Genomic DNA, 24,815 nt, shown 5'->3' with positions numbered 1-24,815 from the left:
CGTTCAAGGGAACACCGGCCCCGACAGCGGGTGCCGGTTCGACACCGCGCCCTTGACGTAGAGGGTGTTGAACTTCTGGTCGGAGGTCATCAGGTCGCCGTACAGGAACTCGCCGGCGGCCGCCTTGGTGTTGGCCTTCGCGGTGATCTGCGCCAGCGTGTCCGACGTGTCCACGGCCACCACGTCGTACGTGACCGGCGTGGTCTGCAGCGAGCTCTTCTCGTAGATCTGCACGAAGGTGTTCAGGTCGTTCACGCTGTACGTGCCGAGCAGCGCGTTGCCGTTCGCACCCTGCGCGTTCAGCTGCGTCTCGAGCGCCGCGCCGTTGGCGGGCCCGGTCGCCGTGGTGTCGACGAAGGTGTAGGTGTAGGTCGCCGCGGGTGCGGATGCCTTCACGTAGACGTTGAACGCGGCCAGGCTCGGGACCAGCACGCCGGTCGAGTGGAACTGGAAACCCCGCGCGCCCTGGGCGTTCAGTTCGGCGAGCAGCGTGGCCTTCTGCTGGGTCGTCGTGGTCGGCTTCACCTCGTACGTGAACGTGGTGCTCTTCGTCGTGTCCTTGACGTACATCGAGCGGATCTCGACGGCCAGACCGGTGCCGAAGGACACGTCGCCCTTGTACGCCGCGCCGGTCGCGCCCTGCTGGTTGAGCTGCGTCGTGATGGCGGCCACGCTCGTCGCCGGCGTGACCAGGCTGTACTGCAGTTTCGACCCGGTGTGGGCCGTGTCGGTCAGGTACAGGTCGCCGATCGGCACGGGCAGCGTCTGGGTGTACGGGCTGATCGAGGACACGAACCCGTAGCCCAGCTGGCCCATCGCGTTCAGCGCCGCGAGGCCGGCGGCCGCGGTGGAGGGGCTCGACTCGAGGCGGTACTGGCCGGTCACGACGCCGGGCTGGCCGGGGTTCGGTTCGCCGGGGACACCGGGCGTGGGCGCCGGTGCCGGCGTCGTCGCGACCGGCGGATCATCCCCGTCGCCGCCGCACGCGGCGAGCGAAGTGGCGAAGACGGCGGCGGCGAGCCACGACAGGGAACGGGAATGCTGGGGCATGGAAGTCCTGGTGAGGTGGGAAGCCCGCGCGGGCGGGCCGAAACCGACCGAGTGTTCGGGAACCCGCCCCGTCCGTGTACCCCACCCCGGTGGGGTCGATGTAACCCCACGCAGCCGGCCCGGTCGCGGGTCGTGCGACCATTCGGGGGCAGTCCCCACCCTGGATCCGTCTTGGCCGTCTCCCCCGAAACCCCTCCCGCCCGCACCGGCTATGCGCTCGTGGTCGACGACCACCCCCTCGTCTCGCGGGGCATCACCGCGTTCATCCGGTCGCATCCGATGCTGGAGGACGCCATCGGCGTGGGCAGCCCCCGCGAGGCGCTGCAGACGCTCGTGGACCGCGGCCCGCCGGTCGTGGCCCTGGTGGACTTCTGGATGGCCGACGGCGCGAGCACCGGGTTCCTGCAGGACCTGCGGTCTTTGGCCCCGAAGGTGCGCATCCTGACGATGAGCGGCGACGGCCACCCCACCGTGCGGCAGAGCGCGAAGGGCCACGGCGCCCACGGCTTCCTGCACAAGCAGGAGCCGCCGGAGGTGTTCGCCGCGGCGGTGTCCGCCGTGCTGGGCGGCGGCACGTGGTTCGGCTCGGAGGAGCACGCGCCCGACTGGTCGCGCGAGGTGCCCGTGACCCCGGCCTCGCTGGGCCTCACGCCGCGCCAGGGCGACATCCTCGCCCGCATGCTGGAAGGTCACCCGAACAAGCAGATCGCCCGCGACCTGAACCTGTCGGAGTACACCGTGAAGGAACACGTGACGGCCGTGTTGCAGCGCCTGCAGGTGCGCAGCCGGGTCGAGGCCGTCACCAAGCTGCGCGGCACGCGGCTGCAGATCAACCCGTAGGCATGCGGGCGAAGGCCTGCAGGGCGGGGTCGATGGTGTCCCACGCGGGGCCGCGCTCCGCGTAGGTGAGCACCTGGGGCGTGAAGCGCCCCGGGTCGTCCAGGCTGGCCGCGGGCACCGCGATCAGGTCGGGCATCGCAACGAACCCGAGGTACACCGGGGTGCCGCAGGCCGGGCAGAAGGCATGCACCTTTTCGTTGCCGCTGTCGCCCGCCACGCGCCAGTGCGTGGCCTCGCCGGTGACGGTCATCTCGGTCCGTCCGGGGAAGGTCAGGTACGACCCGTGCCCGGTGCCGCTTCGCCGCTGGCAATCGCGGCACTGGCAGTGGTTCTGGAAGACGGGCTCGCGGTGCGTGCTGTAGCGGATCGCGCCGCAGGCGCAGCCACCGGTATAGGGCTCGGTCATGGTCGACTCCCGGAGTTTCAGGCGGCCTTGGGCTTGGCGAACACGTCCATGCCCTGCCCCGTCTCGAGCAGCGACTTGAGGCTGGACAGCACGATGGGCCAGCCCTGGCGGATGCCCTTGTCCATGCCACTGCCCGCCTCGAGTTCGTCGTGGGTGACGGTCAATCGCACCATGTCCTCGTACGGAGCGATCTCGAAGCTCACGCGGCTGCGGGCCTCCGGGTCGTCCGCCTGCGAGGCGTTGGCCCAGGTGATCACGAGGCGTGCGGGCGGCACGATCTCCACGACCTCGCCGACGAGCTGCACCGTGCGCTGCGCATCGGCGCGCACGTGCTGCCACGCCGACCCCGGCTTCCACTCGGAGACGTTCTCGTGGCCCCAGTAGCGCCGCGCGACCTCCGGTTTCGTGATGGCCTCGAAGACCTTCTCCGGGGTCGAGCGGATGAAGGTGACGTAGACGAAGCTGGTCTTGCCGTGGCTCATGGATCCTCTCCTTCGAGTTCCTTCTTCAGGTCATGCAGCAGGCCGAGGCGCGGCTGCTCGAACTTTCGCACCCACCGTTCGTAGACCTCGTGCAGCGGCACCGGGTTGATGAAGTGCAGCTTCTCGCGGCCCCGCCGCACGGTGGTCACGAGGTTGGCGGCTTCGAGGATCCCGAGGTGCTGGGTGGCCGACTGCCGCGCCATGTCCAGGTGCTCGCAGAGTTCGCCCAGCGTCTGCCCGTTCCGCTCGTACAGCAGGTCGAGCAGTTGCCGGCGGGTGGGATCGCCCAGCGCCTTGAAGATCTTGTCAGCGTCCATCCGTCGTGATGAGTGCGTGGGAGGAATCATATGCAGGCGAATGCCTGCATGTCAAGCGCCCGGGCCGGAATCACCCGGCGAGGGCGCGGTGGGCAGCCAGCGGGACAGCACGGCGTGCAGCACGTCCGGCTCGACGGGCTTGCGGAACACGAGGTAGCCCTCGTCCTCGGCCTCGGTGAGTTCCGGGGTGTCGAGTTCGCCGCTGACCATCGCGCCGTGCGCCCGCGGGCAGCGCGCGAGGAGTGTCTTCAACACGTCGAAGCCGCTGTCGCCCCCGGCCAGACGCTGGTCGCAGAGGATCACGTCGGGGTCGAAGCCCGCGTCGAGGCATTGCAACGCCTGTGCACGGTCGCGGGCGAGGCGCGCGGTGGCGCCCCACGTGGCGAGCAGGCCCAGCCAGGCCGGTCCCACCTGCGGGTCGTCCTCGACCAGCAGGCAGCGGCCCGCGAGCGACCGCACGCGGCCGTACACGCCCGTCGCCGCGGGTGGCGGCACGGCCTCGGTCTTCGGCAGCTCGATCCAGAAGCAGGACCCGCGGCCCGGCTCGGACGAAAACCCGTAGCCCGCCGACATCAGCTCGGCACTGCGGGCCACCACCGCGAGGCCCAGGCCGTGTCCCGTGGTCACGCGGGACCGCGCCTCCGGCCCCCGGAAGAACGGCGAGTAGATGCGGCCCCGGTCCTCGGCGGCAACGCCGCTGCCGGTGTCCCACACCTCGATGCGCCACTGATCGGCCCGCGAACGCACGCCGAGCAGCACGCCGCCGCGCTGCGTGTAGCGCAGCGCGTTCTGCAGCAGGTTGAAGACGACCTGCCGCACGAGCGTCGGATCACCCGCGACCGCGGCCTCGTGCCGCCGCGGCAGGTGGCGACGCACCACGAGGCCCCGCGCCGCCGCGTCGCCACCGAACACCGTGGCCGCGTCGTCGAACAGTTCGCGCACGGGCACCGCGACCCGCGAGGCCGCCGACGTGCCGGCCTCGATGCGGGAGAGGTCGAGCAGCGCGTCGAACATGCCCGTGAGCGAACGCGCCGCGCGGCGCACGTCCTGCAACACCGGGGCCAGGCCCTCGTCCTGGTTGCGGGCCAGCGCCGCCTCGACCAGCATGCCCATCGCATGCACCGGCTGGCGCAGGTCGTGGCTGGCGGTCGAGAGGAAGCGGTCCTTCTCCGCGAGGGCGTGTTCGGCCCGGTCCCGCGCGCCCCGATAGCGTTCGGCGAGTTCGGCCCGCTCGCGCTCCAGCGCGAACTGCTGCCACACGAAGCGACGCGTGCCCCCGGCGTGGCGGCAGATCACCACGCCGTACAGCAGGGTCAGCGGCAGGATGAACGGCCAGCGGGTCGGGAACATCCACACCACCGCCACCACCAGCGGCCCGAAACACGCGGCGAAGAACCGGAAGAACACGCCGGGCAAGGGCGCGAGGAACGTGGCGGCCGACGCGATGACGGCGGCGATCACGAGGTACAGCAGCAGCTTGAACTCGTACGACGGCACCCGCAGCGTCAGGAACACCGGCATCGTCCAGCACAGCCCGTTGAGCACGGCCAGCCGCTGGAACACCGGCTCCCAGCGGTCGGCCGCGGCGTCGCCCCGGGCCGCCAGGTCGGCGCGGAACCGGCGGCGCCGGTCGATCAGCACCAGCGTGAACAGGGCGAAGCCGGCCCACCAGGCCAGCATCGAGGCCACGGACCCGTAGCGCGACATCGCCCACACCAGGAAGCCGGGGATGACCAGCGCGGCCACCTCGCTCGATCCGCGCGAAGCCATCGACTCGAGCAGCCGGCGGCGGGAAGACAGGTCGAGCGGGGGCTCGGACGGCAGGCGCGGGAAGAGGGAGGCCATGGGCATCGGGCCATTTTCCTGCACGGACGGAACCGGTCCCGATTGGCCAGAAATGTCACAGGTTAACGATCCTTCCACCCCGTGGCGTCCGCTTGTGACCATCCTCGTCCGCCGGAACGATCCGGAGGGCCTCCCACCCCCTGGCGCGCCCTTTGCGCCAGGAGTGGATTCCCGGCCTCGCGCGCGGGCTCCCACCCGCAGACAAAACCCGACATGCACAGACAACGCGGTCACGTGAACGCCGCCCCGGCGGGCGCGCCGGAGGACACCGGCCGCGTCTCGACCCCCCTGCGGCGCGCGAGCGACTTCGAACTCATCCCGGTCGGCGACACGCGCCGGGCCGGCCGCGCCCGCGTGCGCGACGCGGTGTGGTCCATGGACGCCGCCGGCCTCGAGAAGGACAAGGGCTTCCACTTCGCCTGCCGGGCGCTCGAGGGTGACGGCGTGCTCGTGGCCCGGGTCGTGTCGGTGGGCGGCGCCGCGGCGCGGGCCGGCATCCTGATGCGCAGCGGGCCGCAACCCACGCCCGACACCAAGGCCGTCTGGCTGCAGCTCGCCGAAGACGGCGAACTGCGGGCGCTGTGGCGCCACGGCCTCGGCGCGAGCCGGGTCGAGTCGCACGACCACCCGGCCCTCACCCCATGGTGGCTCAAGCTGGCCCGGCACGGCAACGGCATCCAGGGCTGGGGCTCGGCCAACGGCCGGGACTGGGCCCTGATCGCCAGCATCCGCTTCCACGAGCTGCCCGGCACGATGCTCGTGGGCCTAGCTGCCTGCTCGGGGTCGGCGGACGACACCACCACGGCCGCGTTCGACCACGTGCGGCTCGTCTCGGCGCCCCCGCGCCCGCCGGCGGACAGCCACCCCTGGCTCACCGTCACCGGCCAGCGCCGCGGCATCCGCCTCGCCTGGCGGCGCAGTCCCGGTACCACGTACCACAACGTGCTGCGCGCGACGGTGCACGGCGGGCCGTACGTGCGCATCGCCCACGGCGTCGACGGCCTCGCCTTCGAGGACTCCACCGCGCTCGAAGGGGTGCCGTACCACTACGTCATCGATGCGGTGGGGCACGGCCGCCCCAACCTGCGATCGAACGAAGCCACGGGCCGGTGGCTGGCCGGCACAGGTGAATAGTTCACAAGCGTCGCGGTCAGATTCACGTCGGCACGCCTCCCCCGGCGCCTAGATTGGCGGCATGGGCCCGCGCGCCGTGGCGCGGTCCCCTCGCTTGCACACACATCCCAGGGGAACGACCATGCTGAACGCCGACATGCTGACGCCCGAACCCGTGGCCCAACGCCGTCCACTGCCTTTCCCCGGCTCCTACACGGGCCCCGAGCGACGCAGCCGGGGTGAACGCCTCACGCGCTGCCTGTCGCTCGTGCTCGACGAGATGGCCCACGGCGTGCTGCTGGTCTCGGCCGACGGCCTGCTGTGCCACGCGAACCACCCCGCGCGCGACGAACTCGGGCACCACGGCGCGCTGCAGCTGACCCAGGGCCATGTCACGCCCAGCCGGCCTGAAGACCTCGCGCGGTTCCTCCTCGCCGTTCAGGAGGCGGCCCTCGGCCGGCGGCGCCTCTTCACGCTGGGCGACGGCGCGCGGGCGCTGTCGATCGCCGCGGTGCCGCTGCCCGCCAGCCGCGACAACCCCGAGCCCCTCGTGCTGCTGGTGCTGGGCCGGCGCCAGCACGTCGAGACCCTCACCATCGACTTCTTCGCCCGCACCCAGGGGCTGACCGGCGCCGAAGCCAACGTGCTGCGCGGCCTGTGCCGCGGCCTGCGGCCGAAGGAAGTGGCCCGCGACTGCGGTGTCGCGGTGTCCACCGTGCGCACGCAGATCACGAGCATCCGCCAGAAGACGCAGAGCCAGAGCATCCGCGCCCTGCTCGAGCGGGTCGCGGCGTTGCCGCCGATCAACTCGCTGATCCGCCCCCCCTCGCCGCACTGAGCGGCACCGCCGGAGCGTGCTAGAGTTTTTGCGGGCCGGCGCCGCCGGCTCGCAACGCACGCTCCACCCATGGACCTGGCCGACACCGACCTCTCCGCGCTGCCCGACCCGCTGAAGATCCTGGCGCGACGGGGCACCCTGAGGCGTTACCGGAAGGGCACCCTCCTGATCCAGGAAGGCGATTTCAGCGACACGCTGTTCATCGTGCTGTCGGGCCGCGTGAAGGCGTTCTCCATCGACGACCGCGACCGCGAGATCACCTACGGCACCTACGGCCCCGGCGAGTACCTCGGCGAGATGAGCCTCGACGGCGGCCCGCGCTCGGCCTCGGTCATCACGCTCGAGGCCACGTCGTGCGTGGTGGTGCCGCGGGCCACGCTGCGCGACCACATCACGGCCCACCCCGACTTCGCGTTCGAGCTCATCAAGCGCGTGATTCGCCGCGCGCGCCTCGCCACCGACAGCGCCCGGAACCTCGCGCTGCTCGACGTGTACGGCCGGCTCATCCGTGTGCTCAACACGCTCGCCGAGGGCGAACCCCGGCGCATCGCCGCACGGCCCACGCACCAGGAGCTGGCGAACCGCGTGGGCGCGTCGCGCGAGATGATCAGCAAGCTGATGAAGGACCTGCAGCGCGGCGGCTACGTCGAGAACGACGGCGCGGGCATGTTGATCGTGCGGCCGCTGCCGTCGAGCTGGTAGGCCCGGCGCGGAAGCGCACGCCCGTTCAGCCATCCTCGCGGGGTTTCACGTATGCTCGCCCGAATCAAGACTCCCAGGCAGTACCCATGGCCAAGACCATCGCCCAGATGACGGCGGAAATCGAAAAGCTCCAGCGACAGATCGAAGCCGCCAGGTCCAGGGAAGTGGACGGCGTGGTGGGCCGCATCCGCGAAGCCATCGATTTCTACGGCCTCACGCCCGAGCAGCTTTTCGGCTCGAAGGCCAAGACCCAAGGCAACGGCAAGGCCTCCCGCCGCACCGCGGCGAAGCCGGTGAAACCCGTGAAGCCCGCACGCGCCAAGGTCAAGCTGCCCGCCAAGTACGCCGACGGCACCGGCAACGAATGGACCGGCCGCGGCAGCACGCCACGCTGGTTGCAGGACGCCCTCGCCGCAGGCAAGTCCAAGGAAGACTTCGCGCTCCAGGCGCCCTAGGGCGCCGGCGGTCCGGGCGCGGCCCGGACCCGTCCGCTCAGAAATCCCTCAGCAGCACGTTCTCGATGTTGCGCTCGGCCAGCGCCGCGACCGTCAAGGCCGGGTTCGCGGCCAGGGCCCCCGGGATCAGCGCACCATCGGTCACGTAGAGCCGGTCGTAGCCCGCGACCCGCCCGTACAGGTCGGTCGCCCGGCCCAGGGGCACCCCGCCCACCGCGTGGTACGTGGCAGCATCGGAAAACACCTTCCCGCTGAACAGGTCGTTGCGGTACTGTGTGCCGTTGGCGCCGTTGACCTGGTCGAACACGTGTTTCGCGCTGGTCACCGCCGGTGCGTTCTGCCCGCTCCAGTTCAGCAAGGCCTGGTCGCCCGCCCGGTCGTAGGTGAACGACCCGGTCTCGGGGTTGCGCGGCATCACGATGCTCATGCTGATGCCCGACTCGAACGGGAACGGCAGCGGCAGGCTCATCGAGAAGAGCGGGCGGCCGTCCTGGTCCCGGGTGCGGAACCCCGTGGCGGGCACGATGGACTGCGGGATGCCGACCGGGTTCTCGGGCGTGTTGGCCCGGCACACGAAGATGTCGCCATTCGCGCTCCACCGCGTGCCCACGTGGCTGTTGAGGCGGGGCAGCGTGCCCGTCTGGCGCGCCCGCACCAGCATCTCGGTGGTGCCGATGCTGCCGCCCGCGAGGAACAGGTAGTCGCAGCCGACCGTGTACCGGCGCAGGATGTTGCCGGCGAGGTCGATCTCCTCGACGGTGACCACCCAGGTGCGATCGGGTGCACGTTCGATCTTCTTCACCGACGACATCGCGCGGATGGTGACGCGGCCGGTGCCCATCGCCTCGGCGAGGTAGTTCTTGTCGAGGCTGCTCTTGCCGTGGTTGTTGCCGAACCCGCCCTCGTTGCCCAGGGCCGACCGCGGCACGAGGCCGGCCTCCTCCTTCTCCATGTAGGCGAAGTCGTAGCCCGACGGCAGAAAGTCGGTGGTGTAGCCCGCACGCGCGAGGTTGGCCCGCAGCGTGCGCGCGTACTGGTGGTACACGCTCGACTCGAAGTACGCCGGGCGGATGGTGTTGGCCTTCAGCTTCGCGCGCGCCTTCGGGCAATGCCGCAGCAGGAAGTCGTCGACGAGGAACCCGGCCGGCATCACCTCGGCCAGCACCTCGCGCAGCGGGGTGATCAGCATGGCCATGTTGACCAGCGACCCGCCCCCCACGCCGCGCCCGAGGTACACGTCCATGCCCGCATAGCGCTTCAGCGCCAGCACGCCCGCGCCGTAGGGCACCTCGCGGTTCACCGGGTGGCCGCCGAAGCTCGTGACCACGGCCGCCGCCTGCGTCGAGAACCACATCGCGCGGTCGTCGGGATGTTCGTTGCTGCAGAAGACCTTGCCGTCGGCCCCCGGCGTGTTCCAGAGCCGGCCCATCTCCAGCATCGTGACCGGGATGCCCCGTTCGGCCAGGCGCAGCGCGGTCACCGCGCCTCCGTAGCCAGTGCCGACCACCAGCGCGCGCACACGCTCGCGTCCGGCCTGGGCCCGCGACGACTCGGCCACCGTGGCGGCGAGGCCGCCCGCCGCGATCGAGCGGCCCACCACGCCGACGCCCGTGACCGTGTTCAGTCCGAGTGCCGCGGCCGCGCCCAGGATGCGCTGGCCGAACTCGCGTCTTGTCTCCGTCATGTCGTTCTCCTCCTTGGTTCAGGAGGAGGCATGCTAGGAACGATGGGCGCCGCGATCTATGCCCCGGCTGACCACGTCATTGCCCTTGGATCACGGGGCTTCCCCGGAGGGGGTGCGTCGTGCTCCGGACAAGGGTGCGTCGCGCCATCTCACCGGCGTCGAGCCGGTCCATCGCCGGAAGGCCCGGTGGAAGCTCGCGACCGAGGCGAACCCGAGCCGGTCGGCCACCTGCTGGATCGACAGGTCGCGCCGGGCCAGCAGGTGCTCGGCCACCGACCGGTGGCATTGCTGCGTGAGCTCGGTGTACGTCACGCCCGAGGCCGACAGCTGGCGCCGCAGGCCCCGCTCGCTCAGCCTGAAGCGCGCCGCAGCTTCTTTCAACGAGGGCTGCCGCGGCATCACGGAGAGCAGCCAGTGCTTCACGCGTTCGGCGATGCGTGGCATCGGGCCGTGCGCCGCCAGCGCCGCTTCGGCGACGCGGCGCGCGGCGGCATAGGCACCCGGGTCGTGGGTCTGCAGCGGCATGTCGAGCAGGCGCGGGTTGAAGGCGACCGCGCAACGGTCGCACCCGAAGCGCACCTGCGGGCCGAACGTGGCCGCGTACCGCGAGGCCTGCCCGGGCGGACAGGCGTGGGGCATCTCGACCGCGAGGATGTCCTCGGCGGCACCGCGCGCGAACCGCACCATCTGCGCGGCGCTCGTGGCCACCAGCTCGGTCCGGAAGCGCCCGCCCACGCCCAGCGACACCACGGGCGCCACGACGATCTCCGCGGCATCGGACCGCACGCACAACTCGACCTCGGACCGTTCGAGGTACAGCGGTGCGAACCGGCAGATGTCGTCGATCACCTGCCGCAGCGTCGGCGCCACCAGCGTCACCTGCATCAGCGTGACGTGCCGCATGAGCCCCTTGCTCTTGCCGGCGACCAGGCCGAAACACGGGTCGCGGGTCACGTCCACCGCGGCCGCCATCAGGTCACCGAGCTGGCGAGCCGGCAACCAGGGCCCGTGGTCGTCCAGCGCGTCGATGGCGCCGAACCCGCAGCGTTCGAGCGCCGCGGCCGAGTCGAACCCTTCGACATCGAGCACGTAGGCCACGGCCTTGAAGTTGACGGGCGACACGTTCATGGCGATCCCGGAAGCCGGCGAACCCGGCAGTGTCGGGCCTCGGCGGGAATGCGCAAAGCGTTCCCTACAGGAGACCGATGAACGCTAGAGGCCTTCTCCACGCACCACCGGCAGCCCCAGCTGCTGCCACACCAGCATGCCGCCCCGCATGTTGGCGACCCGCGTGAAGCCGCCCTGCTTCAGCAGCACCGTCGCCTGGCCCGACCGCATGCCCGCGTGGCACACCGTGACGATCGGGCGGTCCTTCGGCAGTTCCTCGAGGTGCGCCTTCAGCTCGCTCAGCGGCAGCAGCCGCGCGTTGCGGATGCGGCCGAGGCGCTCGTCCATCTCCGCGGGCTGGCGCACGTCGAGCAGCAGCACGTCGTCGAGGTGGTCGGCGACCCAGTCGGGTTCGATCTCGATCAGCCCCGCGTAGGTCTGCCGCACCGGCGCCCAGTCCGCGAGCGACGGCGGCTTGCCACCCTCGGGCTGGCCCGAGCGCAGGTTGGCGGGCACCGCCACCGCGAGCTGCTTCGGGTGCGGCAGGTTCAGGTTCTCCATGAAACCCACGAAGTCGCGTTCATCGGCCTGGCCGCCGATGCGCGGGTTGTGCACGCGCTCCTCGCCCACGCACGACATCGTTCGGCCCACATAGTCGTGCGCGGGGAACACGAGGCAGTCGTCGGGCAGGCTGAAGATCTGCCCCGTGATCGACTGGTACAGCGTGCCCGCGTGCCCCTGCTGGAAATCGCAGCGGCCGGCACCCCGGATCAGCAGGCAGTCGCCGGTGAAGGCCAGCCGCTGGTCGTCGCTGACGTAGGTGACGCAGCCATCGGTGTGCCCCGGCGTGGCGCGCACGGCGAGGTGGCGCATGCCGAAGGGAATGCGATCGCCGTGGTCCAGCCGCAGGTCGGCCCCGTGCAGGTCCGCGCCGTAGCGCGCCGAGATGCCGATGCGGCAGCCCGTGGCCTGCTGCATCAGCCAGGCACCGGTCACGTGGTCCGCGTGGCAGTGCGTGTCGAGCGCGGCCACGAGGTGCAGCCCCAGCTCCTCGATCAGCGCGCGGTCGCGGAAGTGCTGCTCGAACACCGTGTCGATGATCACCGCCTGCCGCGTCGTGGCGCAGCCCAGCAGGTAGGTGTACGTCGACGACGCGGCGTCGAACAGCTGGCGGAAGATCAGGTTGCCGAACATGGGGACCTCCAATGAGGGCAGTGTCCTTCCGGACGCGGCGCCGGTCAGTGAGGAAGGTCACACAGTACAGTGGCGCTGTTTCCTCCGAACAAAGATTCAAAACCGCCGGTCGATTCGATCGAACGAAGAACCCCGCGGACCACCGGCGCCTTGAACGCAAAGATTCAAAAAGTCGGCGTTGAGCCAGTTGAACGTCGCAGCGCTTGCAAACAAAGAATCAAAACCGGTGATTTCAAGCTTTCCTGAGTTCGCGTCGATCTGGTCCTTGGTGCAGGCGCGCGCCGCCCTCGACGGACGGATCCAAGCTCAGTCGCAGCAGTTGGCCATCTGCGGGAATCGGTTGCTCCATAGGCCCGTGTTCGGCTACGACTTGAACAAGCTGTCAGCGGCATACGTCCACCTCATCTCTCCCGATAAACTTCTAAGAGAGCACACGCCCTTCAGCGCTTTCGGCAAGCTGCTCAGCATCGAAGTTGAAACGGCGGCACTTGCGCACGCAGCCAAGACCGGCAGGTTCGAGCCTAGGAGGTTCTTTCCAGGTGAAAGGAATGGGTCACTGGTCACCGCGGCCTCCAGATGGTGCCAACGGTGCGTCGACGAGGATCACTCGACCTTCGGCTTTGCATTCTGGCGCGTGCACCATCACCTTCCCGGACTCAAACACTGCTGGACCCACGAACGCCCACTCGTTCAAAGCTGCAGCGGCGCGAACTGCCGAGCCACTCCCAATGAGCGCTTCAATCTGTTTCCAGGCGATCCCTGCGTGTGCGGCCAGCCTGAAGAGATGACATCGGCTCAGTCTCCGGGCTACCGGGCGTATGCGACGTTGATGCGCCGTCTGGCACTTGAAAAGGATCTTCGACTGGATCCGAGTAGGCGCCTCGCGCCACCTGATACCACGGGGAGATCCGGCAAGAGACTACTGAAAAGTTGGGACTGCGAAGACGCGGAAGCTTTGTCGAAGCTACTCGAGTGCACAGTTTCGGAAACTCAACTGACGCGCCTGTCGCATCAACAAGAGCTCGGATGTCACCCCGCGCTACTCGTTGCGTGGAACGCTTTGCATGCCGCCGATCATCAGCGAAGCGTGGATGCGCCTACGGCGGACACGACGCATCGTCTGAGTCCAAGCGATTGGAGCGTAGTACGGGCGACGGCCGCGCGCACTGGATTCCCCATTTCCGCGGCCAAGCTGCTCGTCGAAGGGAGTTCACCAAGCAGTTTAGAAGAGCGGCACGGCATCGCTTCTACAGACCGAGCACGCTCCTTCTTGGCGGCCCTGCCAGCAGAAATCACCAGCCGCGTGACCTCAGCCACGGCTCGACCGAGACAAGCTCAGATTTTTCGCGCAAGCGGTTCAGCAGCGGCGGAGCACCGAGCACGAGCTGAGTCGTGGCTGGCGCGCGGAGTGAACACTCGAACGGCACTCGCCCGAAAAGCACTTTCGACGTATGAATGGCTCCTGCACAACGATGCCGTCTGGCTGCAGGAGCGGCTGCCACTACGAGGCAAGGTGATTTCCAGCGCGGCGCATGAGGCCGAGCGGGCGCGTCGCCGTGACGTTGCGACCTCAATGAAGCAGCTCGGGATCACGACCCGGGACGGACTCAACAAGCAACCTCGGTCGCCGTACAGGTGGCTGAAGAAGAACGATCATCAATGGCTTGATGAGAACTTTCCGTTGAAGGAACGCGTCTCGTCGGTCATCCCTTCGGACCGTCCGAGATCAACCCGGACCTCGTAGTCAGCGAAGGTACGGTCAGTGCGCGGCGAAGCCGCACAGCCTCGGCCGGTGAATTGGGCTCGCGCGTTACCTCGCCATGACCGCTTCAGGCGAAGCGGTCGTTCGGCGAACGCTCCTCGACCGGCTGCTATCGACCCGAAGCAGCCCTTCGCTCCTCTTCCCCGATGAGCAGTCGTTCTAGTCGACGACCCGCGGTGTAGGTATCGGCCCAGCAACGCACCTCATTCGATGTGGGATGGGCATGTCGGTCGCCGACTTGGCCATCATTTGCACGTCAGCGAGTTGTGGGCCTGAAGAGATTAGGCGCTATTTCGACGCCGGAATGAATGACGTCCTACCCAAGCCCATCGACTTCGACAAGCTTCAGCAGCTGATCGAACGATGGTTGCCCTAGGGCAGCGGGACGATCGACGCGTCGGTTCCGTTGCCCAGTCGATGAACTGGTGTCTCAGCGAGACGGCGCGGAGCGCGATCCCGTCGAGCTCGCAACCGCTTGCGGTGTATCGCTGCTGAAGGTGACGAGCACCATGCTCAGCACGATCGTCGGCACACCGACCGCCCACATCAACACTCTGCGCATGCGCACTCCTGAGTCGTTACTTCGCGCACGGCATGCTAGTTGGGAAAGTGACCAACGACCAGAGGACCGCAGCCCTCAGCCGTGTGCGACCGTTCCTACGAACGCAAGCGCACTCCGCACCTTTTGGTATCGAGCCGAATCGGCACCCTCGCCTGCCGGAGGCATGCCGCAGGTCGGGAGGACGGAGATCAGCCTGGGGTGTTCTCTGTGACGGACGGCAGTTGCAAGCTTCCGGGGCTGGAAGCCCACGACGGCGCGGCTTCACGGCCGGCAGCGACCACGCGATGATGCTGGCGCTCTGGCGTGGCGACCAAGGAATATTCGAATAGGCCGCTGAACGATTTTTGAAGAATCCACGCGGCCACGATGAACACTGCGATTCCAATGATCGCCAGTGCTGTCAACAGGAATCCGTGGACCCAATTTGCCATCTGTCCGGAGAAGGCCACGGCCGAGACGAGTGAGATCAACGCTGCGGGGCCGCGACTCCCGGGGCCGAAGAATCCTCCAACGGCCAGGGTATAGCACGCCAGGAACGAAGCAGCCAGCAGCCACTGCACAGCGCCCATCACTTCCAAACTCTGCCGCAGCTCAGCCATTTGTTCTCCCCGTCGCGCCGGACATCGTCTTGCACTCGCATGCCCGCGACAAGACGACGATAGCGCATCCAGGTGTCAGACAACACGAGACGTTGCTGAGAGCTGGCGAGAAGTCATTCCGTGCGCGCTCAAGCGGTTGCACACGGCCCGAACGGATGACGCAGTTAGCCCGAAACAGTGCTCCGCCCACACCCAACACGTTCAGCGTCCTACATCAAGCCGCAGGCGCACGAGCACACTGTTGCAAGCGCGGTGACGGCGCTCAGCGCTCACCCAGCGGACGTCTGCAGGGGGATCCCTGCCCTTCCATGAACGAGGTTCTCATGAATGACATCACCACCCCCACGACCAACACACAGCCCGGCATGCTGGTCACGGGCTTGTTCCGCGATCGCGAGAGCGCCGAGGCAGCGTACGGCAGCGCCGCAGCCCGGGGTTACTCGAAGGATGACCTGAGCCTGGTCATGTCCGACGAGACACGTACGCGGCATTTTCCGAATGAGCCCGGAGTCACGACTGAGCTCGGGACCAAGGCTGCGGAAGGGGCCGGCGTTGGCGGTGCCATCGGCGGCACGGTCGGCGCCATCGCCGCCGCGATCGCTGCGGTGGGTACTACGCTCGTCCTTCCCGGAATCGGATGGGTCGTCGCGGGGCCGCTTGCGGCAGCTCTCGCGGGCGCGGGGGCGGGGGCTGCTGGTGGTGGGCTGATCGGCGCTCTGATCGGGTGGAACATCCCCGAGGAACGGGTCAAGCAATACGAGGCGGGCGTCAAGGACGGTGGCATCCTGATGGGCCTGCGCGCGCGAGACGAAGCCGATGCGGCACACCTTCAAAGCGAGTGGGAGCGCGGGCGCGGCGAAGGCGTCTACCGCTAAGAACACCGGTTGCGCGGTGCCGGGCGACGAATTGGAAAGACGGAAGGGCCGACAACTCCGTCAACCCCTCGCTGCTTGGCGAACGGCCGCGCTTGAACTCAGTTGCCTCGACACAAGATGCGCTCGAACATGCCCGCGCCTACAGACGGCCTCCTCCGGCCAAATCACTCTCGCCCAAGCTCCGAACTGGAGGACGCGTTCGACGCCGCAGGCCTCGTCGCATTCTTCAAGGAGGCCGGGTTCAAAATGGTGACGGCCGAGTCGTGCACGGCCGGCTTGATTGCCTCGACCGTGGCCGATGTCCCCGGCGCGGGTGGGCTGCTCGACTGCGCGTTTGTCACGTACTCCCCCGAGGCAAAACAACGCTGCCTGGGGGTGCAGGCGTCAACCCTCGAGAAGTTCAATCTCACCAGTGAAACCGTGGCCCGAGAGATGGCCATCGGTGCGCTCAACAACAGCAGAGCCAACCTTGCCGTTTCGAACACCGGGGTGACGGACCCCGTCGATGATGAAGTTGCGCCCGGCACCCAGTGCTACGCCTGGATCTTTGTCGGCAAGGGCGGTCGAAGAACTGTCTATTCCGAAACGCGCGTGTTCGAAGGCGATCGCAGCGAAATCAGGCTGGCGAGCGCGCGCTACGCCCTCAGCAGGATTCGCGAGCTCTTCAATCAAACGTGCAAGGACGTGATTTCGACTCGGGGATCCGGCCCCAACGATCCGAGCGCCTAAGCCAGCGCCGCTAGCGTCGGGATCGCCCGTTACGCAGAGTGGGTACCGAAGCTCCATCGATGATGAGCCGGAGGGAGAACGCGCAACGCCCCTATCGCAGCGAGTCTTCGGAGTTCGCTCCTCGAGGACGCATTCGTCTCGACGCATGGCCGCCGCCCCAAAGGCCCATGGCGCTCCCGGAGCGGCAACGATGCTCGCGCGCTCGGCCATTACGAGTCCGTCGACTGGGCTTTTTGGGGCGCTTCAAGATGCTGAATGCCCCGTCGGTTTCAAGAAATGCGCACTGCATCTCCTCGAGCGAACAATCTGCCTCACGCAGAGCCTTCTCGAGTTCACCGCGTCCGATGTGCTGACGACGCAGAACGTCGTCGAACACCGCCCCGTCGCGACCGACCAGCACCGGTGCTCCTTCGACGATTTCCTGAAAGCGCGAACTTCTGGCGCTTGCTACTGCAACGCAGACGTTCAACGTGATCAACGTGGCCGCGAGAATGAGTCCACCGAGAACGGACTCCTCGCCGCCAGACAGTGCGTTGCTGACTCCTTCGCTAAGCAGCATCACAACGAGAAGGTCGAACGGGGTGAACTGGCCGACGGTGCGCTTGCCCGACAAGCGCACCATCAGCATCAGCGCGGCATAGACGAGGAATGCCCTTGCGACAAGCTCCCACCAGGGGGTCGCAAGCTCAAACATCGACGTCCGCGCCTGGCGAGGAAGATCAGGCGGGCACTTCCAAGCCGACTTCAGCCATCAGCTCTTCCTTGCGAGCCGCCAGCTCCTCGCCCACCTGTGCCGTGTCGAGACCGGCCTTCTTCACTTCCTTGAAGAGCTCGGTTTCCTCTTCCTTGACGTGGTGGTCGATGTATTCGCCGAGCACCTTTACCTTCGCGTCGTAGTGATCGTCCGAAGGGTCTGAGGCTTCGATTTGAGCGATCAGATCCTTTGCACTTGCGTGCTCGATGTCAGCTTCGTCGACCAGGTCCTGCTCTTCGAGCACCTCGCGGGCCGCCGGGTAGAAGATTTCCTCTTCGATCTGCGCGTGCACGGTGAGCATCTTGCAGATGGTGGTCGCGACCTCGGCCTTTTCAGTGTCGGAGGCCTCTTCCTTCACGAGCTTTTCGTAGGCCTTGAACAGTTTCTTGACCTCGGCGTGATCGGACGTGAGAAGCTTGATGGCATCGTTGGCGGCAGCACGGGGTGCCGAGGCGGTTTTGCGGGCGGGGGTTTTCTTGGCTGTGGGCATGATGTGCTCCTGGCTGCGGGTTGAATGGCGCCCATGATGGTGGCTGCACCAGAACTCGTGAGGGATCGGGCGTTGCTGATCTCGCTGTCGGACAATCACGCAGCAGCGTCGATCTTTTGGCGAGCCCGCATGCCCAACTTCAATCGACGGATGGAGCGCATGTGCAGCGGCACGATGCGAGCCAGTGCGTAGTGCGCGCTCTCATGCCGCACAGCGTTTCGCTCCCCAATGAAGATCCGCGTTTCAGTGACGACCACGGGCTCGGCACCCTGCACCCTGAACGCCCAAGCAAAACACAGCGTACCCGTGGCAATCATGGGGTCCGACGCATAGGGGCCACCCGCATTTGCTACGGCGAAATTTCCTTCGCTCCTAGTCAGTGCGCCAAGCGCCATCTCGCGCGCTACGGGCTCACTGGTCAGGCCATGCCGGTTCAGGGTCTCTGGTCGCACGCCCAGGCAGCGTTCCTTTGCCGCTGGCGCATGCGTCACAAACGCACAATCCAGCAATTCACCGGCCCCGGGCGTTTCGGCAATCGCGGACGCGATGAGCCCTGATGTGCAGGACTCGGCAGTGACTAACTTGAGCCCGTGCATTTTCATGTAAGCAGCGATGTACCGCATCGGCAAAGCCGTTGAAGTCGGCGGGTCGCGGTCGTACAGCTTTCGCTTCGTGGACATGACAGCAACATACGCGTGGGATCGAACACGATTGCAGCTTCAGTTTGCCTTGCTTGTCGCGCTGAGGCCTTCAGCGCGATCCGATCGTTTCGTAGGAGGCTTGCCATATTGGTCGGCACCTCGATTGCTGCTCTTGGTTTGCCGGTACTGTCGCCGGCACTCGAAGGAGCCTCAAATGTCCAACACGATTAACCCGAACGGCTCGCAGCAGGATCAAGCCAACCCGAGTCGCGACCAACAGGGGCAAGGCAGCCAAAGCCAGAACCAATCGCAGAATCAAAGCCAGCGGCAGGACCAGCAGGGCGGCCGCGCTCAACAAGAGCAAGGCGGAAACCGCACCCCTCAGCAGGACCAGCCCGGTCAACGCCGCGATCAGTAGGATCAAGGCAACGCGCGCACCCAACAAGGCGAGCGCGACCAGCAACGACGCGGCGGCAGCGACCAGTTCTGATCCAGGCCGGTTTACCCGGTCCGCCTGCCATAGGAGCGCCCAATCGACGAATTAGATGGCGCCTATGCACAAAGCGCCCTTGCAGGTACGACGCCTGCCAAGGGCGTTTCTGTTTGAGACCTTCCACTCGACGAGGGACCTACCGTGGCCAAAAAACCTGCTCCTGCTCCCCAGACCGCCCCCGTTTCTAAACCTGCAAGCGGCTCCAAGTCCGCAGCGAAATCCGCTGCACGCAATACCGACAGCGGCCCGGCGAATCCATCTCCGGCGCCTGACAACGATATGCCCGCCCTCAAAGCGGAGCACACCCAGTCGCTCGCAGAGGCGTTCCCCTTCAATGCCACCAAGGCGGGCGAACACGGCATGGCGGCCGGGATGAAGCCTCAACCCGGCGCCACCGCGGTGCCGCGCTCTCGATTGCCGACGGGAAGCACCTTGTCGGAGGCGCAGACCTCACCCAAAGTCGGGACGACGGCGGCCGCGGGGCGCAATGCCACCATCGGCGCCCTCGAGCGCGTGCGCGTGGACTCGACCGGTCAAGTGTTGACCACGAACCAGGGCGTCGCAATCGCCGACAACCAGAACTCCCTCAAGGCAGGCGTGCGCGGGCCCGTGCTGCTGGAGGACTTCATCCTCCGTGACAAGCTCACGCACTTCGACCACGAGCGGATCCCCGAGCGCATCGTGCATGCCCGCGGCTCGGCTGCGCACGGCTATTTCGAGTGCTACGAAGCGCTGACTGAGTTGACCCGCGCGGCGCCGTTTCAAGAAGCGGGCAAGGTCACTCCGGTGTTCGTACGTTTCTCCACCGTCGCGGGCGAACGCGGCAGCAAAGACACGGCCCGCGACGTGCGCGGCTTCGCGGTGAAGTTCTACACCGACGAAGGCAACTGGGATCTGGTGGGCAACAACATCCCCGTGTTCTTCATCCAGGACGCAATGAAGTTTCCCGACCTGGTGCACGCGGTGAAGCCCGAACCGCACCATGCAATGCCGCAGGCCGCGAGCGCTCACGACACGTTCTGGGATTTCGTCTCGCTGATGCCCGAGTCGACCCACATGCTCATGTGGGCGATGAGTGACCGCGCCATTCCCCGCTCGTACGCGACCATGCAGGGGTTCGGAGTCCACACGTACCGGATGGTCAATGCCGAAGGCGACTCGGTCTTCGTCAAGTTCCACTGGAGCCCGAAGGCCGGGACGCACTCCCTGACCTGGGACGAAGCGGTCAAGATCTCCGGCGCCGATCCCGACTACCACCGTCGCGACCTGTGGGAGCGCATCGAAGGGGGCGCGTACCCCGAGTACGAGCTTGCCATCCAGGTGTTCACCGAGGAACAGGCCAACGGCTTCAGTTTCGACGTGCTCGACGCCACGAAGATCGTGCCCGAAGAGTTGGTACCGCTGCGCCCGATCGGGCGCATGGTGCTCAACCGCAACCCGGACAACTTCTTTGCAGAGACTGAGCAGGTGGCGTACTGCACCGCCAACATCATCCCGGGCTTGGACTTCAGCAACGACCCGCTGCTGGCCGGGCGCATCCACTCGTACGTCGACACGCAGATCTCACGCTTGGGTGGTCCCAATTTCCACGAGATTCCCATCAATTCGCCCATCGCGCAGGTTCACAACAACCAGCGCGACGGGATGCACCGGCAAGCCATCCACCGGGGACGCGTCGCCTACGAGCCGAACTCGCTGGCCGGTGGCTGCCCCTTCCAGGCCGGGGCGACCCAGGGATTCGTGTCCGTCGCGGCCCGCCTGCAAGGCAAAGAGGAGCAGGCCAAGGTTCGCGCCAAGCCAGAACTCTTTGCCGAGCACTACCAGCAGGCAACGCTCTTCTACGAAAGCCAGTCCCCTGCCGAGCAGGCGCACATCGCCGCGGCCTTCCGCTTCGAACTGAGCAAGGTCACGGTGCCGGCCATTCGTCAAAGAATGGTGGCGTCTCTGCGCAACGCCTCGGAAGATCTGGCTGCGAAAGTCGCGCAGGGCCTGAACATGCCTCTGCCCGAGCCGATGCCACGCGCCGTCACCGATCCGCCCAAGCCGGAAGTGACGCAGTCGCCCGCGTTGTCCTTGCTGGCCCGCCCTGGCGACGGGTCCATCGCGGGGCGCAAGGTTGCGATTCTGGTGGCCGACGGCGTCGCGGGGGCCGGCGTGACGGCGATTCACGAGGCACTTTTCGCTCGGGGCGCAGTGCCTCGCTTTGCGGCGCCTCGCATCGGACCGGTGCAGACCAGCGACGGCGTGGCCATCGAAGCGGACGTGTCTCTCGAGAACGAACCCGGCTTCCTCTTCGACGCGCTGGTCCTGCCGGACGGGGAGGCGGGGGTCGACGCCCTCGCGGCGGACGCGCACACGTTCGAGTTCATCCGCGACCAGTACCGGCACTGCAAGCCATTGCTGGCGCTCGGTGCGGGCGCTGCGCTGCTGGAGAAAGCCGGGGTGCCCTCGTCCCTTCCCTCGGGAGAACCGGACCTCGGGCTGATCCTGGAGGCGGATGCCGATGCGGGCGCAAAGAAGTTCATTCACGCGATGGCACACCATCGCTACTTCGAGCGGGAAACCGACCCTCCCCTGGTTTGATCGGCTGCCGAGCCAAGCCGCCGTCGCTACAAGCGGCGGCGTTCGTCCAGAACTCACTGCGAGCAAGCGAATTGAAAACACTGCATTGCGAACGCTGTGGCGTGCGCGTCTTCTTCGAGAACGTCACCTGCGGAAACTGCGGCGCATCTCTCGGCTTCGTGCCGTCGGAGCTGGGCATGGGAGCGTTTGAGGTCACTGCTGAGGGCGTCTGGTCCCGACTGTCGGATCGCCCTGCCCAAAGGCCGTGCGCCAACTACACGTCGTACCAGGTGTGCAACTGGATGGTCCCCGCGGAGTCGGGCGATGTGCACTGCGTCAGCTGCCGAACGACGCAGATCCTCCCCTCCCTCGACAAACCGCAGAATCTGTTGCACTGGGCGACGATCGAGCAGTCCAAGCGACGCATGGTCTACAGCCTCCTGTCGATGGGTCTGCCGGTCGTGCCCCGTACGGAGGACACCACGCTTGGTCTTGCCTTCCGATTCCTGGAAGACCAACCGAGCAAACGTGTGCTGACGGGCCACGACAGCGGGGTGATCACCCTGAACGTCGCCGAAGCTGACAACGCACACCGCGAGAAGGTGCGCGCTGCGATGCACGAGCCCTATCGGACACTGCTCGGGCACTTTCGGCACGAGGTGGGGCACTACTACTGGGACGTGCTGATCGACAACACCGAGTGGCTGCCCCGCTATCGCAAGCTCTTCGGCGACGAGCGCGCCGACTACGAGACGGCGCTCAAGCAGCATTACGACTCCCCGAGGGCCGACTGGCAGGACCAGTTCGTCAGCGTCTATGCGAGCTCGCACCCCTGGGAAGATTGGGCCGAGTGCTGGGCGCACTACATGCACTTGCAGGACGGCCTGGAGACGGCCGCCGCGTGGGGCCTGCAGCTCGACAACGCCTTGCCAGGATCGCCTCCGGTCCGCGCATCAGCGCTCGGCTGCGATCCAGACCCGAGCACGGTGGGCCAGGCGCTGGTGGACAGATGGTTGCCCATCTCGCAGTTCGTCAATGCGATGGCCCGAAGCATGGGGGTTCACGACGCCTACCCGTTTGTTGTCCCGCCATCGGTCATCCACAAGTTGGAATTCATCCACCAAGTCGTGTGCGCCTATTGCAGTTCGAAGTCGGCGCCGGCGGGCGACGTCCGGTTGCCCACCGACGCCTGTACAGCCTGACATCGGCGCGATGGCCCGCCCGTCGAGCCGCCGCACAAGAAGGAGCCGCTCCCCGCGCGCCCACTGCACGGCGTCTTCACTGGAAGACGGGCTCCACCTCCACGCTCAGCGCCTCGCTGAGGTCGTCTGCCTCAGGCAGGGGGACGTGAACGTCGCGATCGCGGCCGTCTGCCCCCACGAATCGCAGCATGCCCCCCGCTGCAAGCCATGGCACTTTGGGTTCCACGCGGTGCGCGAGGTACTCGCCCGGCAGGATGGGGACCCGCTGGCCTGCGGTCGTGAACCCGGACAGGCGGCGGCCTTCGGGCACCCTGACGCGGTAGCAGGTGATGCTGCTCATCTCGCGCCCTCCTGCGTTGCCTTCCTGCCGCTCCATGCGGCATTGCACGCGCGTCGCACAGCCTCACGGGCCAGGAGGTATGCCTGGATCTGAGCGTTCGACATGAAGCGCTGTTTTCTCGGCGGACGCGCGGCCTTGGCGGGGTTCGTCGATGTGTTTGCCATGATTCAGCTCCTTTCCGAATCGTCGGGGCAGTTGAGAACGAAATTGCATGCTCGGCCGAGCGCCTCGCGGCACCTGTTGAGGGCCGGGAGGCGTCGGCTGTTTCTCCCAATCAGCTGACACGTACGGGTATGCGTCGGCTCGACAGCGGTTCGCAACGAGGAAGTTCGATGCGCAGCACGCCGGCCTCATACGTGGCCTTCGCGCGATCGATGTCCACCTCGACAGGAAGCACGATGTCGCGACGGAACGTGCCATACGCGCACTGGATGATGGCGCCGGCGCTGTTGGATCGCTCGCTGTCATAGCGCTTTCGACCCAACACGCTCAACGTCTCCGGCGAACTCATCTCCACCTGAAAGTCCTCGCGGGCCATGCCCGGAGCCTCGATCCGTACGACCAACTTGCCCTGCGACCAGTACAGGTCGACCGCCATGAAAGACCAGCGCGCAGGCGGCACGGGGGGCAAGTTGTCGCTTCCGCGCGGGTGGCTATCCCGCGTTTCCGAGACGCGACCTGAGTCATCGGAGTCCGCCCAGAAGCGCGTCAGCGCCCCGCCCGCACGGCCGCTGAGCTCGCGCCACCCTTCAGTCAGCGACTCCCAGGCTTGGCCGGCGCCATGCTTCAGTTGCGTTGCAAGGTTCGTCATGGTTTCGGCCTCCTGGTTATGCCGCGCTCACCGCGATGCGCCTGGGCTGGGCATGCGCCTGCTTCGGAATCCGCAGCGTCAGCACGCCGTCCTTCAGATTGGCGTCGACTTTGGCCGAGTCGAGCTCGCGACTGAGCGTGAACGTGCGGCGGAAGCGCGAGGCCCGGAACTCCGCATAGACGGCTTCCAGCCCGGCCGGAGCTTGGGGTTGCACCTTGCCCTCGATCAGCAGGGTGTCGCCCTCCACGCGCAACTCCAGTTGGTCGCGGGGGACGCCGGGCATGTCCGCCCGCAGCGTGATGCCGCTGTCGTCCTCGATGACGTCGACGGCGGGGGTCATGGCCCGACCGGTGGAGGCGGAGTCCCCGGCAGCCTGCGGCTTGTCAATTTGAGAAACTTCGTTGTTCATGATGTCGGCTCCTCGTTGGCTGTGGATCACTGGATTGCGATGCGCTTGGGCTGCGCGGCTTCCCGCCGGCCGATGCTCACCTGCAGAACGCCGTCGCGATAGCTCGCCGTCACCTTCTCCGGGTCCACATCGTCGGGCAGCGCCACGGTCCGGTCGAAGCGTCCGCTCGCGCGCTCACGCGCGTGAAAGCGGGTACGCTCGCCGTCCGAAGCGGCCGGAGCCCGCTCGCCGGCCAGGCGCAGCACGCCGCGGTCCAGCGTGACCTCGATCTTGTCGGCGTCCAGCCCCGGCGCGAAGGCGTACACCTCCACGCTTTGCGGCGTATGACCGACATTGATCTGAGGCAGAGTTCCGCCGGCGACCGAGCGAATGCTGGTCGGAAGCGCTGCGGCCCCGAGAAGCTCGTCGAGGTCGCGTTGCAGGCGGTCGAATTGTCCGAACAGGCTGTTCGGATGGGTCAGCAATGAATGAAACATGGCTTGATCTCCGTTCAGTGGTGTTCGCCGGCCCGCGCTTGGGCCGGCCGATCCCGAATTAGGGGCATGCCAAAAGC

Annotated in this window: 26 protein-coding genes and 1 pseudogene; 11 read left to right on the top strand and 16 right to left on the bottom strand. The window is 67.2% G+C overall.

The features are described from left to right. Positions 1-3: 3 nt before the first annotated feature. On the bottom strand, positions 4-1,050 hold the full coding sequence (locus A4W93_RS01040) for a hypothetical protein (RefSeq protein WP_157131564.1): 1,047 nt from the start codon (positions 1,048-1,050) through the stop codon (positions 4-6). Positions 1,051-1,221: 171 nt separating this feature from the next. Between A4W93_RS01040 and A4W93_RS01035 the strand changes: the two genes are divergently transcribed. Continuing rightward, positions 1,222-1,890 carry a response regulator transcription factor gene (locus A4W93_RS01035; protein ID WP_237357659.1) on the top strand — a complete coding sequence of 223 codons (669 nt, stop codon included), beginning with the start codon at positions 1,222-1,224 and terminating at the stop codon, positions 1,888-1,890. On the opposite strand, the gene A4W93_RS01030 is transcribed toward A4W93_RS01035, so the two are convergent. From A4W93_RS01030 to A4W93_RS01015, 4 genes are read right to left on the bottom strand one after another with little or no spacing between them, the layout of a single operon-like run. Continuing rightward, positions 1,880-2,296: a GFA family protein gene (locus tag A4W93_RS01030; RefSeq protein ID WP_085748840.1), complete on the bottom strand. Its 417-nt coding sequence runs from the start codon at positions 2,294-2,296 to the stop codon at positions 1,880-1,882. The two genes, A4W93_RS01035 and A4W93_RS01030, sit on opposite strands and share 11 nt — an antisense overlap. A gap of 17 nt (positions 2,297-2,313) precedes the next feature. Further along, a complete protein-coding gene (locus A4W93_RS01025) occupies positions 2,314-2,778 on the bottom strand; it encodes an SRPBCC family protein (RefSeq protein ID WP_085748839.1) in 465 nt (154 codons plus the stop codon). Then, positions 2,775-3,095: an ArsR/SmtB family transcription factor gene (locus tag A4W93_RS01020; RefSeq protein WP_085748838.1), complete on the bottom strand. Its 321-nt coding sequence runs from the start codon at positions 3,093-3,095 to the stop codon at positions 2,775-2,777. The genes A4W93_RS01025 and A4W93_RS01020 overlap by 4 nt, the downstream gene beginning before the upstream one ends. Positions 3,096-3,146: 51 nt before the next feature. Then, positions 3,147-4,946, bottom strand: coding sequence for a hybrid sensor histidine kinase/response regulator (locus A4W93_RS01015; protein WP_157131563.1), 1,800 nt, complete (start codon positions 4,944-4,946; stop codon positions 3,147-3,149). 207 nt (positions 4,947-5,153) lie between these two features. Between A4W93_RS01015 and A4W93_RS01010 the strand changes: the two genes are divergently transcribed. The 4 genes from A4W93_RS01010 to A4W93_RS00995 all read left to right on the top strand — a co-directional run bounded on the left by A4W93_RS01010 (position 5,154) and on the right by A4W93_RS00995 (position 8,048). Beyond that, positions 5,154-6,074 (top strand): DUF1349 domain-containing protein, encoded by a 921-nt coding sequence (locus A4W93_RS01010; RefSeq protein ID WP_157131562.1) that lies wholly within the window; start codon positions 5,154-5,156, stop codon positions 6,072-6,074. 121 nt (positions 6,075-6,195) lie between these two features. Next, the gene (locus tag A4W93_RS01005) at positions 6,196-6,891 is read left to right on the top strand and encodes a helix-turn-helix transcriptional regulator (protein WP_099959833.1); all 696 of its coding nucleotides are present in this window, start codon (positions 6,196-6,198) and stop codon (positions 6,889-6,891) included. A 69-nt stretch (positions 6,892-6,960) separates the two neighbouring features. After that, on the top strand, positions 6,961-7,593 hold the full coding sequence (locus A4W93_RS01000; RefSeq protein WP_085748834.1) for a Crp/Fnr family transcriptional regulator: 633 nt from the start codon (positions 6,961-6,963) through the stop codon (positions 7,591-7,593). Between the two features lie 86 nt (positions 7,594-7,679). Continuing rightward, positions 7,680-8,048, top strand: a complete 369-nt coding sequence (locus A4W93_RS00995; RefSeq protein ID WP_085748833.1) for an H-NS histone family protein — start codon at positions 7,680-7,682, stop codon at positions 8,046-8,048. A 37-nt stretch (positions 8,049-8,085) separates the two neighbouring features. Here A4W93_RS00995 and A4W93_RS00990 read toward each other — a convergent pair whose 3' ends face one another. The 3 genes from A4W93_RS00990 to A4W93_RS00980 all read right to left on the bottom strand — a co-directional run bounded on the left by A4W93_RS00990 (position 8,086) and on the right by A4W93_RS00980 (position 12,021). Beyond that, entirely contained in the window at positions 8,086-9,732 is a 1,647-nt protein-coding gene (locus tag A4W93_RS00990) for a GMC oxidoreductase (protein WP_085748832.1), read from the bottom strand. Positions 9,733-9,822: 90 nt separating this feature from the next. Beyond that, the gene (locus tag A4W93_RS00985; protein ID WP_085748831.1) at positions 9,823-10,860 is read right to left on the bottom strand and encodes an AraC family transcriptional regulator; all 1,038 of its coding nucleotides are present in this window, start codon (positions 10,858-10,860) and stop codon (positions 9,823-9,825) included. Between the two features lie 84 nt (positions 10,861-10,944). Further along, positions 10,945-12,021, bottom strand: a complete 1,077-nt coding sequence (locus A4W93_RS00980; protein ID WP_218919200.1) for an MBL fold metallo-hydrolase — start codon at positions 12,019-12,021, stop codon at positions 10,945-10,947. A 190-nt stretch (positions 12,022-12,211) separates the two neighbouring features. Between A4W93_RS00980 and A4W93_RS29410 the strand changes: the two genes are divergently transcribed. Beyond that, complete coding sequence (locus A4W93_RS29410; RefSeq protein ID WP_157131561.1) at positions 12,212-13,777, top strand: TniQ family protein; 1,566 nt, start codon at positions 12,212-12,214, stop codon at positions 13,775-13,777. Positions 13,778-14,545: 768 nt separating this feature from the next. Here the strand turns inward: A4W93_RS29410 and A4W93_RS00975 are convergent. Continuing rightward, positions 14,546-14,956, bottom strand: a complete 411-nt coding sequence (locus A4W93_RS00975) for a hypothetical protein (RefSeq protein WP_085748829.1) — start codon at positions 14,954-14,956, stop codon at positions 14,546-14,548. Between the two features lie 323 nt (positions 14,957-15,279). Between A4W93_RS00975 and A4W93_RS00970 the strand changes: the two genes are divergently transcribed. Next, the gene (locus A4W93_RS00970) at positions 15,280-15,831 is read left to right on the top strand and encodes a hypothetical protein (RefSeq protein WP_085748828.1); all 552 of its coding nucleotides are present in this window, start codon (positions 15,280-15,282) and stop codon (positions 15,829-15,831) included. A gap of 117 nt (positions 15,832-15,948) precedes the next feature. Continuing rightward, positions 15,949-16,560, top strand: coding sequence for a CinA family protein (locus tag A4W93_RS00965; protein WP_257790070.1), 612 nt, complete (start codon positions 15,949-15,951; stop codon positions 16,558-16,560). A 238-nt stretch (positions 16,561-16,798) separates the two neighbouring features. Here A4W93_RS00965 and A4W93_RS00960 read toward each other — a convergent pair. The 3 genes and pseudogenes from A4W93_RS00960 to A4W93_RS00950 form a co-directional block, all read right to left on the bottom strand. Next, a pseudogene (locus tag A4W93_RS00960) lies at positions 16,799-17,254 on the bottom strand (DUF421 domain-containing protein); the annotation flags it as partial. A gap of 25 nt (positions 17,255-17,279) precedes the next feature. Then, entirely contained in the window at positions 17,280-17,804 is a 525-nt protein-coding gene (locus tag A4W93_RS00955; RefSeq protein WP_085748827.1) for a hemerythrin domain-containing protein, read from the bottom strand. A gap of 95 nt (positions 17,805-17,899) precedes the next feature. After that, positions 17,900-18,484, bottom strand: a complete 585-nt coding sequence (locus tag A4W93_RS00950) for a CinA family protein (RefSeq protein ID WP_237357658.1) — start codon at positions 18,482-18,484, stop codon at positions 17,900-17,902. 175 nt (positions 18,485-18,659) lie between these two features. Between A4W93_RS00950 and A4W93_RS29400 the strand changes: the two genes are divergently transcribed. The 3 genes from A4W93_RS29400 to A4W93_RS00940 all read left to right on the top strand — a co-directional run bounded on the left by A4W93_RS29400 (position 18,660) and on the right by A4W93_RS00940 (position 22,702). Then, positions 18,660-18,863: a hypothetical protein gene (locus tag A4W93_RS29400; protein WP_157131558.1), complete on the top strand. Its 204-nt coding sequence runs from the start codon at positions 18,660-18,662 to the stop codon at positions 18,861-18,863. A gap of 354 nt (positions 18,864-19,217) precedes the next feature. Next, positions 19,218-21,521 (top strand): catalase, encoded by a 2,304-nt coding sequence (locus A4W93_RS00945; RefSeq protein ID WP_174694871.1) that lies wholly within the window; start codon positions 19,218-19,220, stop codon positions 21,519-21,521. A gap of 71 nt (positions 21,522-21,592) precedes the next feature. Beyond that, complete coding sequence (locus A4W93_RS00940; RefSeq protein WP_085748825.1) at positions 21,593-22,702, top strand: zinc-binding metallopeptidase family protein; 1,110 nt, start codon at positions 21,593-21,595, stop codon at positions 22,700-22,702. A 76-nt stretch (positions 22,703-22,778) separates the two neighbouring features. Here the strand turns inward: A4W93_RS00940 and A4W93_RS00935 are convergent, their stop codons facing one another. The 4 genes from A4W93_RS00935 to A4W93_RS00920 all read right to left on the bottom strand — a co-directional run bounded on the left by A4W93_RS00935 (position 22,779) and on the right by A4W93_RS00920 (position 24,738). Further along, the gene (locus tag A4W93_RS00935; protein ID WP_085748824.1) at positions 22,779-23,042 is read right to left on the bottom strand and encodes a hypothetical protein; all 264 of its coding nucleotides are present in this window, start codon (positions 23,040-23,042) and stop codon (positions 22,779-22,781) included. Positions 23,043-23,316: 274 nt separating this feature from the next. Further along, positions 23,317-23,853 (bottom strand): Hsp20/alpha crystallin family protein, encoded by a 537-nt coding sequence (locus A4W93_RS00930; protein WP_085748823.1) that lies wholly within the window; start codon positions 23,851-23,853, stop codon positions 23,317-23,319. A gap of 16 nt (positions 23,854-23,869) precedes the next feature. Continuing rightward, complete coding sequence (locus A4W93_RS00925; protein ID WP_085748822.1) at positions 23,870-24,262, bottom strand: Hsp20/alpha crystallin family protein; 393 nt, start codon at positions 24,260-24,262, stop codon at positions 23,870-23,872. A gap of 26 nt (positions 24,263-24,288) precedes the next feature. Further along, positions 24,289-24,738, bottom strand: coding sequence for an Hsp20/alpha crystallin family protein (locus A4W93_RS00920; RefSeq protein WP_085748821.1), 450 nt, complete (start codon positions 24,736-24,738; stop codon positions 24,289-24,291). Positions 24,739-24,815: the final 77 nt, after the last annotated feature.

This window comes from Piscinibacter gummiphilus (genome assembly GCF_002116905.1).
Classification (GTDB): Bacteria; Pseudomonadota; Gammaproteobacteria; order Burkholderiales; family Burkholderiaceae_C; genus Rhizobacter; species Rhizobacter gummiphilus.
The sequence above is the reverse complement of the archived record's forward strand: the minus strand, read 5'-3'. Positions and strand labels throughout refer to the sequence as shown.